A 16,649-nucleotide genomic window follows, 5' to 3' on the forward strand; every position below is an offset into this window, starting at 1 on the left:
CCTGTCTAGGTTTCCGCCGCCCGCCGGTCAAGGCCGAATACGCAGATGGTCCACCGCCGTGCCGCTCAGGAACGCGGGCCCTGGCCGAACAGAATGTTCTGCGCCTGCTTGTCGGTGGCGAAATCCACCTTGCCGCGATCCTCGGCATTCAGCGCCAGACCCCGTTTCACTGCCGGCCGCGCCAGCATCCGTTCCAGCCAGCCGGTGAAATGGGGAAATTCCTTGATGTCCTGCCCCTGCCGCTCCCACAGCTTGGCCCAGCCGATGCAGGCGATGTCGGCGATGGAATAGTCGCCGGCGAGGAAGGGCCGGTCGGCGAGGCGCCGGTCCATCACACTATAGAGCCGGTGCACCTCGTTGGTGTAGCGCTCGATGGCGTAGGGAATCTTCTCCGGCGCGTAGATGCGGAAATGATGCGCCTGCCCGGCCATCGGGCCCAGCCCGGCCATCTGCCAGAACAGCCACTGGTCGACCTCCACCCGCCCGCGCTCGTCGGCGGGGTAGAACAGGCCGGTCTTGCGGCCGAGATACTGCAGGATCGCGCCCGATTCGAACACCGAGAGCGGCGCGCCGTCCGGCCCCTCCGGGTCGAGAATTGCCGGAATCTTGTTGTTGGGCGACAGCGCCAGGAAGTCCGGCTTGAACTGGTCGCCGCGGCCGATATTGACCGGGATCACCTCATAGGGGAGTTCGCACTCCTCCAGCATGATCGAAATCTTCCAGCCATTCGGCGTTGGCCAGTAATAGAGCTGGATCGGCCGTGTCTGAAGCTGGGCCATGATGCATGCACCTCCCCCTCGCCCGCCCCGGGGCGCGCCGCATCAGAACTAGAGCCGCCTCGCGAAGCTGGCAAGCGCAAGGCATGCGACGGCGCGACCGCCGGCATGCCGCCGCCCGCTCGCCTCGCCCCGCCGAAGCGGCTAGATTTGCCGCGCCCGGCGCCCCGCGCCATCAATCAGCGAGACCGCGCGTGAACCCTGTCGCCCTCCTCTTCCTGCTCGCCGGGCTGTCCGCGCCCGGCGTGGCGCTGGCCCAGTCGGGCGGAACGCCCTCGCCGGCGAAGATCTGTGCCGATCGCTGGAACGAGATGAAGGCGAAGAACCAGACCGGCGACCAGACCTATCGCGACTTCGCCGCCAGATGCCTCTCTGAGACCGGTGCGGCACCGGCGACGGAGGGCAAGCCCGCCGACGGCGCGCCGGCGGCGGCCCCCAGACGCCACACCACGCCGACCGGCGCCTCCGCTGCGGCCGCGCAGCCCTCGATGAAGCAATGCGCCGACCTGTGGAGCGAGATGAAGGCGAAGAACCAGACCGGCGACCGGACCTATCGTGACTTCGCCCAGGAATGCCTTGCCGGCACCGGCGTGCTCGACGACAAACCGGCGCCGAGCCCGGTGGAGGAAAAGTCTGCCGCGCCGAAGCCCCGCACCTCGATGCCCTCGGTCGCCCCGCGCCCGGCGCCGGACCCCGCGCCCGAGCTGTCGCGCCAGCCCGATGCCAGCGACCGCGAGGCGCTGAACCGCTGCAATGGCGAATGGCAGGCCTACAAGACCCGGCACAACCTCACCGGCGCCAAGGCCTGGCACGTGTTCATGGCGCGCTGCCTGCCGTGAGACGCGGCGGCCTCAGTGGCCGGCGAGATCGATCTTGAAGCCGTCGAGCCGCTTCTCGAAGCCGGCGCGCTCATAGAACCGGTGCGCGTCGTGGCGCTGCTTGTTGGAGGCGAGCTGCAGCGAGCCCGCGCCGGCGCGGCGCGCCTCGGCGATGGCGAAATCCATCATCGCCCGGCCCACGCCCCTGCCCCGTATCTCCGGGTCCACCTGCACCGCCTCGGCATGGGCGAGCAACGCGCCTTGGCGCAGCAGCGCGCGGAAGAAGACGAGCTGGAACGTGCCGACCACCCGGCCGCCGATCCGCGCGACATAGAGCGTGGCGCGCGGGTCGGCGGCGATGTCGTCGAAGGCCCGCTCGTAAGCGGGAAGTGCGGCCGGGTCGGCGCTGTCGCGCACGCCGAGCAGGGTCTCGCGGGCGAGGATGGAGACGATGGCCGGCAGGTCCGCGCGGGTCGCCGGCGCCACCACGATAGCCTCCGCCTCTGGCACCGCAGCGTGGGCGTCGCTCATAGGCCGAGCTTGCCCTTCAGCACGTCGTTCACCGCCTGCGGGTTGGCCTTGCCGCCGGTCTGCTTCATCACCTGGCCGACGAACCAGCCGAGCATGGTCGGCTTGGCCTGGACCTGCGCCACCTTGTCCGGGTTGGCGGCGATGATGGCGTCCACCGCCGCCTCGATGGCGCCGGTGTCGGTCACCTGCTTCATGCCGCGCGCCTCGACGATCGCGCGCGGGTCGCCGTCCTTCTCCTCGGCGATGATGATCGCCAGCACGTCCTTGGCGATCTTGCCGGAAATGGTGCCGTCGGCGATGAGGTCGACCAGCCCGGCGATCTGCACCGGGGTGATGTGGGTCTCAAAGACCGACAGGCCGGAGGCGTTGGCGAAGGCGGCGACGTCTCCCATCACCCAGTTGGCCACCGCCTTGGCGTCGCGCGCGCCGCCGCCATGGGCCACGGCCGCCTCGTAATAGTCCGCCGTCTCCTTCTCCGCGACCAGCACGTCGGCGTCATAGGCGGAGAGGCCATAGGCGGAAACGAACCGGGCCTTCTTCTCGTCCGGCAGTTCGGGCAGGTGCGCCTTCAGTTCCGTGACGAAAGCGTCGTCGAATTCCAGCGGCAGCAGGTCGGGGTCGGGGAAATAGCGGTAGTCATGCGCCTCTTCCTTGGAACGCATGGAGCGCGTCTCGCCGCGGCCGGGGTCGAACAGCCGGGTTTCCTGGTCGATCGTCCCGCCATCCTCGATGATGCCGATCTGGCGGCGCGCCTCGACCTCGATGGCCTGGCCGATGAAGCGGATCGAGTTGACGTTCTTGATCTCGCAGCGCGTGCCGAAATCCTCGCCCGGCTTGCGCACGGAAACGTTGACGTCGGCGCGCAGGCTGCCCTTCTCCATGTCGCCGTCGCAGGTGCCGAGATAGCGCAGGATGGTGCGCAGCTTGGTCACATACGCCTTCGCCTCCTCGGAGGAGCGCAGGTCCGGCTTGGAGACGATCTCCATCAGCGCCACGCCCGAGCGGTTGAGGTCGACCAGCGACAGCGCCGGGTGCTGGTCGTGGATCGACTTGCCGGCGTCCTGCTCCAGGTGCAGGCGCTCGATGCCGACCTCGATCGGCCCGTCCGCCGTGTCGACCAGCACGATGCCCTCGCCGACGATCGGGGTCTTGTACTGGCTGATCTGGTAGCCCTGCGGCAGGTCCGGGTAGAAGTAGTTCTTGCGGTCGAACACCGAGCGCTTGTTGATCTGCGCCTTCAGCCCGAGCCCGGTGCGGACCGCCTGCTTCACGCATTCCCCGTTGATCACCGGCAGCATGCCCGGCATCGCCGCGTCGACCAGCGAGACATGATCGTTGGGCTCGCCGCCGAATTCGGTCGAGGCGCCGGAGAACAGCTTGGAGTTGGAGGTCACCTGCGCGTGGATCTCCATGCCGATCACCACCTCCCAGTCGCCGGTGGCACCCTTGATCAGCTTCTTCGGGTCGGCGGGACGGGAGTGCATGTTCATCGATCGGACCTGTTCTGGCGCACGGCGGCACGAAAGCGCGGGAATGTCCGTTCCCTACTCCTCTCACGCCCGTTCTGACAACCGTATCCCGGCGACAATGCCCGCGCGAAACGGGCGTGGAGGCCGCGAGGCTGCGGTCGGGACGCCACACCCGGCGCCTTCCGGACCCCTCGACGTTTGGAGAGGAAGACAGGACAACCGTCCTAAGGTACTTCTGACCTCATCGTCATCATGGTTAGAATATATTACCAGACGACGCGCTCTCGGGAGGAGCGTCCACAACGGTCAATGTCGTCGGCTCCGCTCCAGGCTCCTGGCGGACAAGGCCGGCGGCGTAAGGAGGGAAGAGACGAATGTCGACGGGTCTGCTCGCATTGCTTGCCTTTCTGCCAATTCTGGCAGCCGGCGTATTGCTCATAGGTTTTCGTATTCCGGCGCGCATCGTGATGCCCATCACCTATGTGATGGCGGTCGTCATCGCGCTGGCCTTCTGGGGCGTCAGTGTCAATCGCGTCATGGCCTCGTCGCTCCAGGGCCTGTTGCAGACGGCCGGGCTGCTCTGGATCATCTTCGGTGCCATCCTGCTGCTGAATACGCTGAAGCATTCGGGCGCCATTTCCACCATCCGTGCCGGCTTCACCTCGATCAGCCCGGACCGGCGCGTCCAGGTCATCCTGATCGCCTGGCTGTTCGGCTCCTTCATCGAGGGCGCCTCCGGATTCGGCACCCCGGCCGCCGTCGCCGCCCCGCTGATGGTGGCCGTCGGGTTCCCGGCCATGGCCGCCGTCGTGTTCGGCATGATGATCCAGTCGACGCCGGTCTCCTTCGGCGCCGTCGGCACCCCGCTGATCGTCGGCGTGCAGACCGGCCTCGACCAGGCCGCGATCACCACGCAGCTCACCGAAGCCGGCTCGAGCTGGGCCACCTTCTTTCACCTCATCACCACCGAAGTCGCGGTCATCCACGCGATCTGCGGCACGCTGATGCCGCTCTTCCTCATCATGGTGATGACCCGGTTCTTCGGCCGCAACAAATCGTGGACCGAGGGCCTGTCGGCCGCCCCCTTCGCCATTCTCGGCGCCTTCGCCATGACGGTGCCCTATGTGCTGGCGGCGACCTTCCTCGGCGCGGAATTCCCCTCGCTGCTCGGCGGCCTCATCGGTCTCGCGGTGATGACGCTGGCGGCGCGCTTCCGCTTCCTGGTGCCGAAGCATGCCTGGGATTTCGCTCCCCCGTCCGAATGGCCGAAGGAGTGGTTCGGCAAGCTCGACATCACGCTCGACAGCCTCGCCAAGCGCACCATTCCGCTGGCGCTGGCCTGGACGCCCTATGTCCTGCTGGCGGTGCTTCTGGTCGTCACGCGCATGGTGCCGTCGATCGGCGGCGCGCTGAAGTCGGCCACGCTGGCGTTCAGCGGCATCCTCGGTGAACGGGGCATCAACGGCGACTTCCCGCTGCTGTTCTCGCCGGGCGGCCTGCTCGTCATCATCTGCCTGATCACGGTGGTGCTGCACCGCATGTCGTTCGCGGGCTTCGGCGCCGCCGTGCGCGAGAGCAGCGGCACGCTGATCGGCGCCGGCTTCGTGCTGATCTTCACCGTGCCGATGGTCCGGGTGATGATCAATTCCGGCGTCAATGCCAACGGCCTCGACAGCATGCCGGTGCTGGTCGCCGAATGGGTCTCCACCCAGGTCGGCGCGGTCTACCCGGTCTTCGCTCCGGCGATCGGCGCGCTGGGCGCGTTCCTCGCCGGCTCGAACACGGTCAGCAATCTCATGCTGAGCCAGTTCCAGTTCTCGGTGGCGCAGGGGCTGGGCATTTCCTCGGTGCTGATGGTGGCAGGCCAGTCGGTCGGCGCTGCCGCCGGCAACATGATCGCCATCCACAACGTCGTCGCGGCCTCGGCCACGGTCGGCCTGCTGGGGCGCGAGGGAGCGACACTGCGCATCACCATCCTGCCGACGATCTACTATCTGATCGTCGCCGGGACGCTGCTGCTGATCGGCTTCTACGTCATCGGCCTCAGCGACCCGCTGATGGGTCGCTAGACGGAACGCCGGGGCGGCCTCGCGCCGCTCCGGCCTGCCTTGCGCCAGATCAAGGCCGGCGCGGCAACGCGCCGGCAAGCTCTCCCCGACAGAAGGGGAGAACCGCCATGCAAGTCGACACGATTGACCAGCGTCTCGGGCTGTTTCGCGAGATGGCGGAACATGCCGGCGTCGACCTCGCCACGCTCGCCGCCGACCATCCGCAGGAGGTGCGGGCCGCCGCCCAGCGCTGCTTGGGCTGCCGCGAGGCGCCGCAGTGCCACCACCGGTTCGAAGCCCGCGACGCGACCTCGCCGGTACCGGATTTCTGTCGCAATGCCGGGCAGTTCGCCTTGTGGGCCGGTCTCCGCCGCGAACACAACCGGTGAGACCCGCCGGCTCCATTTATCTGTCGACCCTCAGTGTTAACGCCGCTACTTTCCGCCAGCCTCGTGGCGAGGCAGCCTGTTGCGACAAAGGGTCGAAATGCGAATCGCTGGCGTATCACTCGTTAAGGACGAGGCGGATATTATCGAGGCCTTCGTCCGCCATAATCTGCATTTCCTCGACAAGCTCTATGTCGTCGACGACGGTTCCAGCGACAACACGGCTGAAATCCTCGCACGCCTTGCCGCCGAATTTCCCACTGACGGCACGCCGGCCGTCGAAATCGTTCGCAGCGGGTGGACCGGCAGTTTCCATCAGGGCCAGCGCACCACTCAACTGATGCGCCACGCGCGTGAGCAAGAGCGCTGGGACATGATCGTCCCGCTGGATGCGGACGAGTTGATATGCACCTCCGATCGCGCCTCGCTGGAGCGGAGCCTCGCAGCCGCTCCGGCTGGCTTCGCCCTCGGGGTCGGCTGTCTCAACTACTACGCCATGCCACACGACGATGCCTCGATCGAGGACCCGGTGTCGCGCATCACCACGGCGGTCGAGTCGGCGCAGGGCCACATCTTCAAGTGCATCGCCAGTGCGGCCCTGACCGACGAGGCCGAATTCGCCTTTGACGAAGGCAACCACGCCTTGCTGATCGGCAAGACCCGCGTGCCCAGCGTCGCAATCAAGGACGTGCGCCTGGCGCATTTCGCCGTCCGCTCGCCGGATCAGATCGCGTCCAAGTGCCTGAAGCACTATGTGGGCTGGCGCAGCCGCCACGATTATCGTGACTATCTCGCGCAGCAGCCGATCGCCGGCGTGATGGCGCTGAAGTCCGAACCGCATTTTGCGCTGCTGCCGGGCTCCGAGGTGGTTCGTGTATATGTTCCCGACGAGGCCGTCCGGAACGGCGTCCACCGCCCGTTCACAGAGCGGCGCGGCACGCTGAAATGGCCGGAACTCGCCACGCAGAGGCCCTATAGCCAGCTCGTCGCCCTGCTCGATCGGCTGATCGAGCGCGCGGCCCTCAGTGACCAGCTTGCTCAGGCGGGAGCGAGCGATGATTCACCGGCGGCAAGTCTGCGGACGTTGATCGACGAGCGCAACGCGCTGGCAGCGGAGCTTTCCCGACTCCGCAACTCCACCGCGGAACTGACCGGGGCCTACCGGCGGCTCGTGGGCCTGCGTCTGCGTCTGTCCCTGCGAAAGCGGCGTATCGGCCTGCAAAAACTGCTGGGCCGGCTCACCCGCGGCGGCACGCGCCAGGGACTGGGCTGACCAGGGCCGGCGCCGATCAGACGGTTTCAATCCGATCGGATCGTATTAGCCCAGCCGCTCGTTCTCATAGGCGATCACCCAGCCGATCAGCTCGCGCCACAGCTTCTCCACCAGCTCCGGCGGCACGCCGTGGGTCTCGGCATGCGCGCTCACCTTGTCGATCACGTCCTCGACCCGCTCGGGCAGGAAGGCGGCGAGCCCCTCCACCTTCTTCACGGCGATGACGTGCTTGACCACTTCCAGACGGCGGGCGAGCAGTTCGACGATCTGGCTGTCGATGGCGTCGATCTCGGCCCGGAAGGGCGCGAGGGAGCGCTCATTCGCGGGCAGGCCCGGCATCGCCTCACTCCCACCAGCGGTCGGTGACCTCGAAGCGGCCGGCGGCCTCCTCGATCACCTGGCCGAGCGCGAACAGGCTTTCCTCGCCAAACGGACGGCCGATCAGCTGAAGGCCGAGCGGCAGCCCGTCCGAGGACAGTCCTGCCGGCACCGCGATGCCCGGCAGGCCAGCCATGTTCAGCGTCACCGTGAACACGTCCTGCAGATACATCTCCACCGGGTCGGCGCCCGACTTCTCGCCGATGCCGAACGCCGGCGAAGGCGTCGCGGGCGCCAGCACCGCGTCGATGCCCTCGGCGAAGACGGTCTCGAAGTCGCGCTTGATCAGCGTGCGCACTTGCTGCGCCTTGAGGTAGTAGGCGTCGTAATAGCCGGCCGAAAGCACATAGGTGCCGATCATGATGCGGCGGCGAACCTCGTCGCCGAAGCCGCTGGCCCGGGTCTTCTCATACATGTCGACGATGTCGCGGCCGGAAACCCGCTCGCCATAGCGCACGCCGTCATAGCGGGCGAGGTTGGAGGAGGCCTCCGCCAGCGCCACGATATAATAGGCCGGCAGCGCGTAGCGCGTATGCGGCAGGCTGATCTCGACGATCTCCGCCCCGGCCTCGCGCAGCATGTCGGCGCCCTTGTCCCACAGCGCGGTGATCTCCGCCGACATGCCGTCGACACGGTACTCCTTCGGGATGCCGATGCGCTTGCCCCGCACGGAGGCGCCGCAATGCTCCTCATAGTCGGGCACCGGCAGGTCGACGCTGGTGGAATCCTTCGGGTCGTGGCCGGCCATGGAGCGCAGCAGCAGCGCCGCGTCGTTCACCGAGCGGGCGATCGGCCCCGCCTGATCGAGAGAGGAGGCATAGGCGACGACGCCCCAGCGCGAGCAGCGGCCATAGGTCGGCTTGATGCCGACCGTCCCGGTGAAGGCCGCCGGCTGGCGGATCGAGCCGCCCGTATCGGTGCCGGCCGCCCCGGCGCAGATCTGCGCCGCCACCGCCGCCGCCGAGCCGCCGGACGAACCGCCGGGCACCAGAGGCTGGGACGAGCCGGCCCGGCGCCAGGGGTTCACCGCGGCGCCGAAGGCGCTCGATTCGGTGGATGAGCCCATGGCGAACTCATCCTGGTTCAGCTTGCCGAGCAGCACCGCGCCGTCCTTCCACAACCGGGAGGTGACGGTCGATTCGTAAGGCGGCACGAAGTTCTTGAGAATGTTCGAACAGGCGGTGGTGCGCACGCCCTCGGTGGCGAACATGTCCTTGATGCCGAGCGGGATGCCCTCCAGCGGGCCGGCCTCGCCGCTAGCGAAGCGCGCGTCGCTGGCCTTGGCCATCTCCAGCGCCTTTTCCGGCGTGGCCAGCACATAGGCGTTGAGATCGCCCGCGGCCTCGATCGCGGCGAGATAGGCCTGCGCCAGCTCGGTGGCGGTGAAATGGCCCTGGCTCAGCCCTTCACGGGCGGCCGTGATCGTCAGGCGGGTGAGGTCGCGGTGGGAGGGGCTCATGGCGCTCACTCCACCACTTTCGGGACAGCGAAGAAACCGTCCTCGGCCGCCGGCGCATTGGCGAGCACCCGCTCGGCATAGCCGCCGTCATTCACCACGTCCTCGCGCAGCGGCAGCTTCATCGGAATGACGCTGGTCATCGGCTCGACGCCGGTGGTGTCCACCTCGCCGAGTTGCTCCACGAAGGCGAGGATGGCGTTGAGCTCGCCCTGGAGGTGCGCCACCTCGTCCTCCGTCACGGCGATGCGCGCGAGATGCGCGACTCGCCGGACCGTCGCCTGATCGACCGACATCCGAATTCCCAATCCACTATAACCGATGCGCGCCGTATAGCAGGCACGCACCGCGCCCCGCAACGCGCGGCGCTACGCTCAACATGTCAGATGGGAGGCGAATGCCGGTCGAAGCTCATCAGGAGCGCGCCTGCTCCAGGCACTGGCCCGCCGCCTGCGCGTTGGAGCGCGCATTGCCGCGGTCGATCTGGCCGGACATCGCCAGCGACTTGGTGGTGTCGGTGACGATGGTGCGCAGGTCGCCACTGTCGCCCGCCGCCATCACGGCGGAATAGATCGCCTTGCCGTCGGCGGTGAGCGAAGCGGCGCAGGCGTCGCCCGCCGCCTGGTCGGCGCGGGCGGCGCCACCCGCCAGCAGAACGAGCGCGGCGCAGGTCGTGGACAGGGCGGCGGCGCGGACGATGGAACCAAGCATCATGATACTCTCCGTGATAGTGATGGTGATCAGCGCAGGCCGGCCCGGTTGACGCCGCCATTCACATTGACGCCAGGACCGGGCCGGGCCACCGCGCGTGCATTGGCATTGGCGCCGGCCGTGCAGCCCACGGGATAGCCGGGGCGGGTGCAGTGGACAGCCGCCCGCGCGGCGGGCGCGGCATAGGGGGTGGCACGAACGACACATCCCACCGGAAAGCCCGGTGAGGTGCAATAGATCACGGCCGCGTCCGCAGGGACGGCGGCGCCCATCGTGAGAGCGACCAGCAGCCCACCGCCGAAGGCGGCCGGCGCGAGGCGGCGCACTTGCGGAAACATGCGAGAACGAATGGTCATCATCTCTTCTCCCATTTGTCTTCCCCTGGAACCCTCGATTGATCGGGCGCAATCGCCCCATCAACAAGGAAGCACTCTGGATTCAATGATTTCGGGTATCTTCTCGACGCGAAGGTCGATCAAGCTTCGCGAAAACGCCCCCAAGGGATTCGGCGACACAATCGGGCGATTTGTAGCCGCCGGCAATGTCGATTATTGGTCGCAACGTTGGGTAAGAGGACAGTCATGTTTGCGCGGGATTCAGCCATCGACCCATCCGGTGGCGACGACAAGGCCCGTTTCGACGCATTGATGCCGGGCGAGGTACAGGAGCGCGCCCGGCTGCGGGCCCGGCCGGATTTTCACTGGGTGGCGCGGCAGGCGGCAATCAATCTCAGCGACGCCTATCGCGGCAATCTGCTGCTGACACGCTTGCTCAACGACCGTGGCCGCTTCGTTCTTGCCCTGCTGATCCTGGACCTGCATTTCGACCAGCCCGACGCCCCCGGCCTGACCACCGGCCGGCTGAAGGCCGAGGCGGTCGCACTGGACGTGTGCAGCCCGGGCCGGGTCGGGGCCATCCTTGCGGCGTTCCGGGTATTCGGCCTGATCGCGCCGGCACCGGATGCCGACGGGCGTCGCCGGCGGCTGGTCGTGACCGAGCGGCTGATGTCGATCCACCGCGAACGCTGGCGGACCATGCTCAACACCCTCGCCCTTGTCGTGCCGGAGGACGGCGAGCGCGGGCTGCGCCATCTCGACAATCCGGACTTCCTCGCCGCCTTCGTCCGCGCCCTGCTGAAGCCGCTGCGCGCCGGCTGGCGTCCCGCCTTCGACATTCCGGCCATCGGTCAATTCGCCGATCGGGACGGCGGCCTGCTGATCGCGCTCGCCTTGTTCGGTACCGGGCTGAACGGGCAGCCGCTGTCGATCTCGCAGCTGGCGCGCTCGTTCCGTATCTCCCGCTCGCATGTCGTCGGCATCGTGCAGGATGCCGCCGAGGCGGGTCTGGTGCGGCGGGTGGGGGAGCAGGGCACGCGCGGGCCGGGCGTGCTGCCGCAGCCCGCCCTGACGGAGGCGATGGAGCACTTCGTCGCCATGGCGCTGGTACGCCAGATGACGGCGGTGCGCGCCGGCCTCGCCGCCATCGACGCGCCCTGAGCCGCGCTCACCCCCGCGAGAACGTCACCGGCACGCCCTTCTCCGGCACCACCACCGTCGCCTCCTCGCCGACCAGGGCGACGAATCGATCGGCGCCCGGCTCCAGCAGGCCGAAGGTCGCGTAATGGGCGGGAATGATGGTGAGGCCGCCCAGATAGCGCGACACCGCCACCGCCGCGAGTTCCGGGCCCATGGTAAAGCGGTCGCCGATCGGCACGATCACCACGTCCGGCTTGTGCAGCTCGGCGATCAGGCCCATGTCGGAGAAGATGTCGGTGTCGCCCATGTGCCAGACCGTGGGCTCGCCCGGCGCCTTGACGATCAGGCCGTTGGCATTGCCGAGATAGACCGACCTGCCCTCGTCCATCATGCCGGAAGAATGGTCCGCCCGCACCATGCTGACGGCGAAGTCGTCGAGGTGGATGGTGCCGCCGGTGTTCATCATCTCGATCTTCGCCACCCCCTGCTGGGCCAGCCAGCCGGCGAGGTCGGCATTGGCCACCACGGTCGCCTCGTTGGTGCGCGCGATCGCCACCGTGTCGCCGACATGGTCGCCATGGCCATGGGTGAGCAGTACATGCGAGACCCCAGCGGTCGCCGCGCCGAAATCGCCGGCAAAGGCCGGGTTTCCGGTCAGGAAAGGATCGATCAGCACGGAAGTGTCCGCGAAATCGAGCCGAAACGCCGCATGGCCGAACCAGGTGATCTTCATCGCCATTCCTCTCTTGCGTTGCTGGAGCGCCTGGGAACATAGGGCGTCGCTCCGGCCACACAAGCAGGCCGCCGCGCGAGCACCCGTGCCGGCCATGGCGTCCGCCCGGCGGCCATGCTAGGCGAGCGCGGTCATGGTCGCTGCCATCCTCACCGTCACCGACGCCGCTCCGCTCCTGCCGCCCCGCGGCGGGCTGATCGGGCTCGACCTCGGTACAAAAACCATTGGCGTCGCCAGTTCCGACCCCGACCGGCGGCTCGCCGCCCCGGTGGAGACCATCGCCCGCAAGCAGTTCACCCCGGATGCGGGGCGTATCCTGGCGCTCGGCGCGGCGCGCGGCGCGGTCGGAATCGTGGTCGGCCTGCCGGTGAACATGGACGGCAGCGAGGGGCCGCGCGCCCAGTCCTCGCGCGCCTTCGCCCGCAACCTTGCCCGGCTGACCGAACTGCCGATCATTCTGTGGGACGAGCGCCTCTCCACCGCCGCCGTCGAGCGCGACATGATCGCCATGGACATGAGCCGCGCCCGCCGCGCCGAGGTGGTGGACCAGCAGGCCGCCGCCTTCATCCTGCAAGGCGCGCTCGACCGGCTGCGCTTCATCGCCGGCAGCGGTTGAGGCCGGGCGATGGAGCGGGTTTCGATGGAGCGGGTCTGAGATGTCCGCCGTGCTCGGCGCGCTGGTGCCGGTGTTCCTCATCATCGCCCTCGGCGCGGTGCTCAAGCGCGGGCTGCTGCCCGAGGCCTCGCACTGGGTCGCGCTGGAGCGGCTGACCTATTACATCCTGTTTCCCGCCTTGCTGGTGGTGAGCATCGCAGGGGCGGATCTCGGCGAGGTGGCGGTGGTCGAGGTGGCGACGGCGCTTCTTGGCGCCATCGGCCTCACGGGCGCTTTCCTCACCCTCGCGCGGGCCCCGATCTGCCGGGCCTTCGGCCTTGCCGGCCCGAGCTACACATCGGTGTTCCAGGGTGCGCTGCGCTGGAACACCTATATCGCTCTCGCCGTCTCCGGCTCGCTCGCCGGCCCGCGCGGTCTGGCGGTGGCCGCCGTCGGGCTGGCGGTGATGATTCCGGTGTTGAACACGCTCAGCGTCATCGTACTGGCGCGCCACGGCGAAAATGGCGGCAAAGGCAACCGCCTGCTGCTGCAGATACTGCGCAACCCGTTCATCTGGTCCTGCGCCGCCGGCGCGCTGATCAACGCCCTGCATCTACCGATCCCGCCGGTGCTGATGACCTTCGGCGACATTCTCGGCCGCTCGTCGCTGGCGCTCGGCCTGCTGGTGGTCGGCGCCGGGCTGCGGCTCGGTGACCTGCGCCGACCGCGCGCCGCCACATGGTTCGCCTGTATGGTCAAACTGGCCCTTCTGCCCGGCATCGCGGTGGCGATCGCCGTCGCGCTCGGCCTGCGCGACATCGACCTGCTCGTGGTCGCCGTCGGCGCTTCCGTCCCCTCCGCTCCGAACGGCTATGTGCTGGCGCGGCAGATGGGCGGCGACGCCCCGTTGCTGGCGGAAATTCTGACGATTCAAACACTTCTGGCCGCCGTCAGCATGCCGCTTATCATCGCCGCGGTGACGCTGCTGTGAGCGAAAAGCGGGACGGCACGCTAATCTGCTTGCGGCGCGGCCCCGCTGCCTCTATCCAGCCGACTTCGATATGACATCGAACCCGAACGCCACTTTCACCCTTCGACGCCGGCACCTGCTCGGCATTGAGGGCCTGTCGCCCGACGAAATCGTCGGCCTGCTCGACCTTGCCGAGGAGTTCGTGCTTCTCAATCGTCAGGTGGAGAAGAAGCGGGCGACGCTGCGCGGACGCACCCAGATCAATCTGTTCTTCGAAGCCTCGACGCGGACCCAGTCCTCGTTCGAAATCGCCGGCAAGCGATTGGGCGCCGATGTGATGAACATGTCGGTCAGCACCTCCTCGGTGAAGAAGGGCGAGACGCTCGTCGATACCGCGGCGACGCTGAACGCCATGCATCCGGATGTGCTGATCGTGCGCCACAGCGCCTCCGGGGCGGTGGAACTGCTGGCCCGCAAGGTCGATTGCGCGGTGGTCAATGCCGGCGACGGCGCCCATGAACACCCGACCCAGGCGCTGCTCGACGCGCTGACCATCCGCCGCAACAAGGGCCGCATCCAGGGACTGACCGTCGCCATCTGCGGCGACATCACTCATTCGCGGGTCGCCCGCTCCAATATCCTGCTGCTCCAGGCCCTTGGTGCCCAGGTGCGCGTCGTCGCCCCGCCCACCCTTTTGCCGAAGGGCATCGAGCGCTTCGGCGTGGCGGTCCATGGCGACATGCGCTCGGGCCTCGCCGATGTCGACATCGTGATGATGCTGCGGCTCCAGCGCGAGCGCATGAACGGCTCCTATGTGCCTTCGGTGAAAGAGTATTTCCACTTCTGGGGGCTGGACGAGGCCAAGCTGCGCTACGCCAGGCCGGACGCGCTGGTGATGCATCCCGGCCCGATGAATCGCGGCGTCGAGATCGATTCGGCAGTGGCCGACGGTGCCCAGTCACTGATCCGCGAACAGGTCGAGATGGGGGTCGCCGTCCGCATGGCGGTGCTCGACGCGCTCTCGCGAACCCTGCCGGGAAATCTGCCCAATGCATGAGCCCCGCCCCATCCTGCTCTCCAAGGCGCGCATCCTCGACCCCTCCCGCGACCTCGACACAAAAGGCGACATCCTGATCGCCGACGGGGTCATCAAGGACATCGCGCCGAATCTCACTGCCGGCCTGCCGCCGGAGACGGAGATCGTCGACTGCCGCCGTCTCGTCGCGATACCCGGTCTGGTCGACATGCGCGCCTTCATCGGCGAGCCCGGCGCCGAGCATCGCGAGACGCTGGCCTCAGCCAGCCAGGCGGCGGCGGCGGGCGGGGTCACCACCATCATCTGTCAGCCCGACACCGACCCGGTGATCGACGATCCCGCCATCGTCGATTTCATCCTGCGCCGAGCGCGCGACACCGCCATTGTCCATGTCCATCCCATGGCCGCCCTCACCAAGGGGCTGGAAGGCCGGGAGATGACCGAGATCGGCCTGCTCGGCGCGGCTGGCGCGGTCGCCTTCACCGACGGCACGCGCTCCATCGGCTCGGCGCAGGTGCTGCGTCGCGCGCTGACCTATGGCCGCGATTTCGGCGCGCTCATCGTCCACCATACTCAGGATGCGAGCCTCGCCGGCGAAGGCGTTATGAATGAAGGCGAACTCGCCTCCCGCCTCGGCCTCGCCGGCCTGTCCAAGGCGGCGGAAACCATCATTTTCGAGCGCGACGTGCGCCTCGCCGCCATCACCGGCGGGCGCTATCACGCGGCGTCGCTCACCTGCGCCGATTCTCTGGAGGTCCTGCGCCGGGCCAAGGATGCGGGAATCGACGTCACCGCCTCGGCTTCGATAAACCACCTGACGCTCAACGAGCGCGACGTGGTCGGCTACCGCACCTTCTTCAAGCTGACCCCGCCGCTGCGGGCCGAGGAAGACCGCATCGCGCTGGTGGAGGCGGTGGCCGAAGGGCTGATCGAGATCATCGTCTCCGACCACAACCCGCAAGACGTGGAAGTGAAGCGCCTGCCCTTCTCGGAGGCGGCGTTCGGCGCCGTCGGGCTGGAGACCATGCTCGCCGCCGGATTGCGCCTGGTCAGCGATGGCGCACTGGACCTGATGACGCTAGTCCGCGCCATGTCGACCCGCCCGGCCGAGCGGCTAGGGCTGCCAGGCGGCACGCTGCGGCCCGGCGCGCGGGCCGACATCGCCCTGATCGCGCTGGACGAGGCATGGATACTCGATCCGCTGACGCTGAAATCGCGCTGCCGCAACACACCCTTCGACGAGGCCCGCTTCGAGGGGCGCGTGGTGCGCACGCTGGTTGCCGGCCGCACGGTATATGAATACGTGTGAGCGGGGCGCCGCCTCGTCTCGCGCCTCCAATCCTCGCGCCTCTGTGCATTCCCCGGGAAGTCTGTAAGGTCGCAGGCATGATCTGGTCGCTACCCCCCTTGTTGAACCTTCTCGCACTGCTGCTGGGCTATGCCCTCGGCTCCATTCCCTTCGGCCTGATCATCACCCGCCTTGCAGGCACCCAGGACATTCGTAGCATCGGCTCCGGCAATATCGGCGCCACCAACGTGCTGCGCACCGGCCGCAAGGGCCTCGCCGCCGCGACCCTGCTCGGCGACGCGCTGAAGGGCACGTTCGCCGTGCTGCTGGCCGGCTGGCTGATCGCCCCGGAAGCGGCACTGGCGGCCGCGCTGGGCGCCTTTCTCGGCCATCTGTTCCCGGTCTGGCTCGGCTTCAAGGGCGGCAAGGGCGTGGCAACGTTCCTCGGCGTGACGCTGGCGCTGGCCTGGCCGGCCGCACTGGCCTTCGCCGTCGCCTGGCTCGCCGTCGCCTTCGTGTCCCGCTATTCCTCCCTCGCCGCGCTGGTGGCCAGCGTCGTCACCGTGCTGGCGGCCTTTTTCTGCGGCACCCCGCATACCGGAGCGCTGCTGGCCCTGCTCGCCGCCCTGCTCTGGTTCATGCACCGCGCCAATATCCGCCGCCTGCTCGCGGGCACGGAAGGCCGGATCGGCAAGAAGGGATAGCG

Annotated in this window: 19 protein-coding genes; 10 read left to right on the forward strand and 9 right to left on the reverse strand. The window is 68.0% G+C overall.

Annotated elements, in window-relative coordinates; genetic code table 11:
* Positions 1 to 65: 65 nt before the first annotated feature.
* Positions 66 to 779, reverse strand: a complete 714-nt coding sequence (locus KHC23_RS13270; RefSeq protein ID WP_213373085.1) for a glutathione S-transferase N-terminal domain-containing protein — start codon at positions 777 to 779, stop codon at positions 66 to 68.
* A 191-nt stretch (positions 780 to 970) separates the two neighbouring features.
* On the opposite strand from KHC23_RS13270, the gene KHC23_RS13275 reads away from it, so the two are divergent.
* Positions 971 to 1,615, forward strand: coding sequence for a hypothetical protein (locus KHC23_RS13275; RefSeq protein WP_213373086.1), 645 nt, complete (start codon positions 971 to 973; stop codon positions 1,613 to 1,615).
* A gap of 12 nt (positions 1,616 to 1,627) precedes the next feature.
* Here KHC23_RS13275 and KHC23_RS13280 read toward each other — a convergent pair whose 3' ends face one another.
* Entirely contained in the window at positions 1,628 to 2,125 is a 498-nt protein-coding gene (locus KHC23_RS13280) for a GNAT family N-acetyltransferase (RefSeq protein WP_213373087.1), read from the reverse strand.
* Complete coding sequence (gene gatB, locus KHC23_RS13285) at positions 2,122 to 3,615, reverse strand: Asp-tRNA(Asn)/Glu-tRNA(Gln) amidotransferase subunit GatB (RefSeq protein ID WP_213373088.1); 1,494 nt, start codon at positions 3,613 to 3,615, stop codon at positions 2,122 to 2,124. Before gatB ends, KHC23_RS13280 begins: the two co-directional genes overlap by 4 nt.
* 353 nt (positions 3,616 to 3,968) lie before the next feature.
* Here gatB and KHC23_RS13290 point away from each other — a divergent pair, with 353 nt between their 5' ends.
* The 3 genes from KHC23_RS13290 to KHC23_RS13300 all read left to right on the forward strand — a co-directional run bounded on the left by KHC23_RS13290 (position 3,969) and on the right by KHC23_RS13300 (position 7,301).
* Positions 3,969 to 5,663, forward strand: a complete 1,695-nt coding sequence (locus KHC23_RS13290; RefSeq protein ID WP_213373089.1) for an L-lactate permease — start codon at positions 3,969 to 3,971, stop codon at positions 5,661 to 5,663.
* A gap of 107 nt (positions 5,664 to 5,770) precedes the next feature.
* The gene (locus tag KHC23_RS13295) at positions 5,771 to 6,031 is read left to right on the forward strand and encodes a DUF6455 family protein (RefSeq protein ID WP_213373090.1); all 261 of its coding nucleotides are present in this window, start codon (positions 5,771 to 5,773) and stop codon (positions 6,029 to 6,031) included.
* A 97-nt stretch (positions 6,032 to 6,128) separates the two neighbouring features.
* Positions 6,129 to 7,301 (forward strand): glycosyltransferase family 2 protein, encoded by a 1,173-nt coding sequence (locus KHC23_RS13300; RefSeq protein ID WP_213373091.1) that lies wholly within the window; start codon positions 6,129 to 6,131, stop codon positions 7,299 to 7,301.
* A gap of 45 nt (positions 7,302 to 7,346) precedes the next feature.
* Here the strand turns inward: KHC23_RS13300 and KHC23_RS13305 are convergent, their stop codons facing one another.
* The 5 genes from KHC23_RS13305 to KHC23_RS13325 all read right to left on the reverse strand — a co-directional run bounded on the left by KHC23_RS13305 (position 7,347) and on the right by KHC23_RS13325 (position 10,202).
* Positions 7,347 to 7,640: a chorismate mutase gene (locus KHC23_RS13305; RefSeq protein WP_213373092.1), complete on the reverse strand. Its 294-nt coding sequence runs from the start codon at positions 7,638 to 7,640 to the stop codon at positions 7,347 to 7,349.
* Positions 7,641 to 7,644: 4 nt separating this feature from the next.
* Positions 7,645 to 9,138 (reverse strand): Asp-tRNA(Asn)/Glu-tRNA(Gln) amidotransferase subunit GatA, encoded by a 1,494-nt coding sequence (gatA, locus tag KHC23_RS13310; protein ID WP_213373093.1) that lies wholly within the window; start codon positions 9,136 to 9,138, stop codon positions 7,645 to 7,647.
* A gap of 5 nt (positions 9,139 to 9,143) precedes the next feature.
* Positions 9,144 to 9,431 (reverse strand): Asp-tRNA(Asn)/Glu-tRNA(Gln) amidotransferase subunit GatC, encoded by a 288-nt coding sequence (gene gatC / locus KHC23_RS13315; protein ID WP_213373094.1) that lies wholly within the window; start codon positions 9,429 to 9,431, stop codon positions 9,144 to 9,146.
* A 118-nt stretch (positions 9,432 to 9,549) separates the two neighbouring features.
* A complete protein-coding gene (locus tag KHC23_RS13320; RefSeq protein WP_213373095.1) occupies positions 9,550 to 9,849 on the reverse strand; it encodes a hypothetical protein in 300 nt (99 codons plus the stop codon).
* Positions 9,850 to 9,875: 26 nt separating this feature from the next.
* The gene (locus tag KHC23_RS13325; RefSeq protein WP_213373096.1) at positions 9,876 to 10,202 is read right to left on the reverse strand and encodes a hypothetical protein; all 327 of its coding nucleotides are present in this window, start codon (positions 10,200 to 10,202) and stop codon (positions 9,876 to 9,878) included.
* Between the two features lie 225 nt (positions 10,203 to 10,427).
* Here KHC23_RS13325 and KHC23_RS13330 point away from each other — a divergent pair, with 225 nt between their 5' ends.
* The gene (locus KHC23_RS13330) at positions 10,428 to 11,342 is read left to right on the forward strand and encodes a helix-turn-helix domain-containing protein (protein ID WP_246544536.1); all 915 of its coding nucleotides are present in this window, start codon (positions 10,428 to 10,430) and stop codon (positions 11,340 to 11,342) included.
* 7 nt (positions 11,343 to 11,349) lie between these two features.
* Here KHC23_RS13330 and KHC23_RS13335 read toward each other — a convergent pair whose 3' ends face one another.
* Entirely contained in the window at positions 11,350 to 12,054 is a 705-nt protein-coding gene (locus KHC23_RS13335; RefSeq protein WP_213373251.1) for a metal-dependent hydrolase, read from the reverse strand.
* Positions 12,055 to 12,187: 133 nt separating this feature from the next.
* On the opposite strand from KHC23_RS13335, the gene ruvX reads away from it, so the two are divergent.
* The 5 genes from ruvX to plsY all read left to right on the forward strand — a co-directional run bounded on the left by ruvX (position 12,188) and on the right by plsY (position 16,647).
* On the forward strand, positions 12,188 to 12,670 hold the full coding sequence (gene ruvX, locus KHC23_RS13340) for a Holliday junction resolvase RuvX (RefSeq protein WP_213373097.1): 483 nt from the start codon (positions 12,188 to 12,190) through the stop codon (positions 12,668 to 12,670).
* A gap of 40 nt (positions 12,671 to 12,710) precedes the next feature.
* Positions 12,711 to 13,640, forward strand: a complete 930-nt coding sequence (locus KHC23_RS13345) for an AEC family transporter (RefSeq protein ID WP_213373098.1) — start codon at positions 12,711 to 12,713, stop codon at positions 13,638 to 13,640.
* Between the two features lie 70 nt (positions 13,641 to 13,710).
* A complete protein-coding gene (locus KHC23_RS13350; RefSeq protein ID WP_213373099.1) occupies positions 13,711 to 14,676 on the forward strand; it encodes an aspartate carbamoyltransferase catalytic subunit in 966 nt (321 codons plus the stop codon).
* Complete coding sequence (locus KHC23_RS13355) at positions 14,669 to 15,964, forward strand: dihydroorotase (protein ID WP_213373100.1); 1,296 nt, start codon at positions 14,669 to 14,671, stop codon at positions 15,962 to 15,964. Before KHC23_RS13350 ends, KHC23_RS13355 begins: the two co-directional genes overlap by 8 nt.
* Before the next feature lie 77 nt (positions 15,965 to 16,041).
* Positions 16,042 to 16,647, forward strand: coding sequence for a glycerol-3-phosphate 1-O-acyltransferase PlsY (gene plsY / locus KHC23_RS13360; RefSeq protein ID WP_213373101.1), 606 nt, complete (start codon positions 16,042 to 16,044; stop codon positions 16,645 to 16,647).
* Positions 16,648 to 16,649: the final 2 nt, after the last annotated feature.

The organism is Ancylobacter dichloromethanicus, assembly GCF_018390645.1.
GTDB classification, from domain to species: Bacteria; Pseudomonadota; Alphaproteobacteria; order Rhizobiales; family Xanthobacteraceae; genus Ancylobacter; species Ancylobacter dichloromethanicus.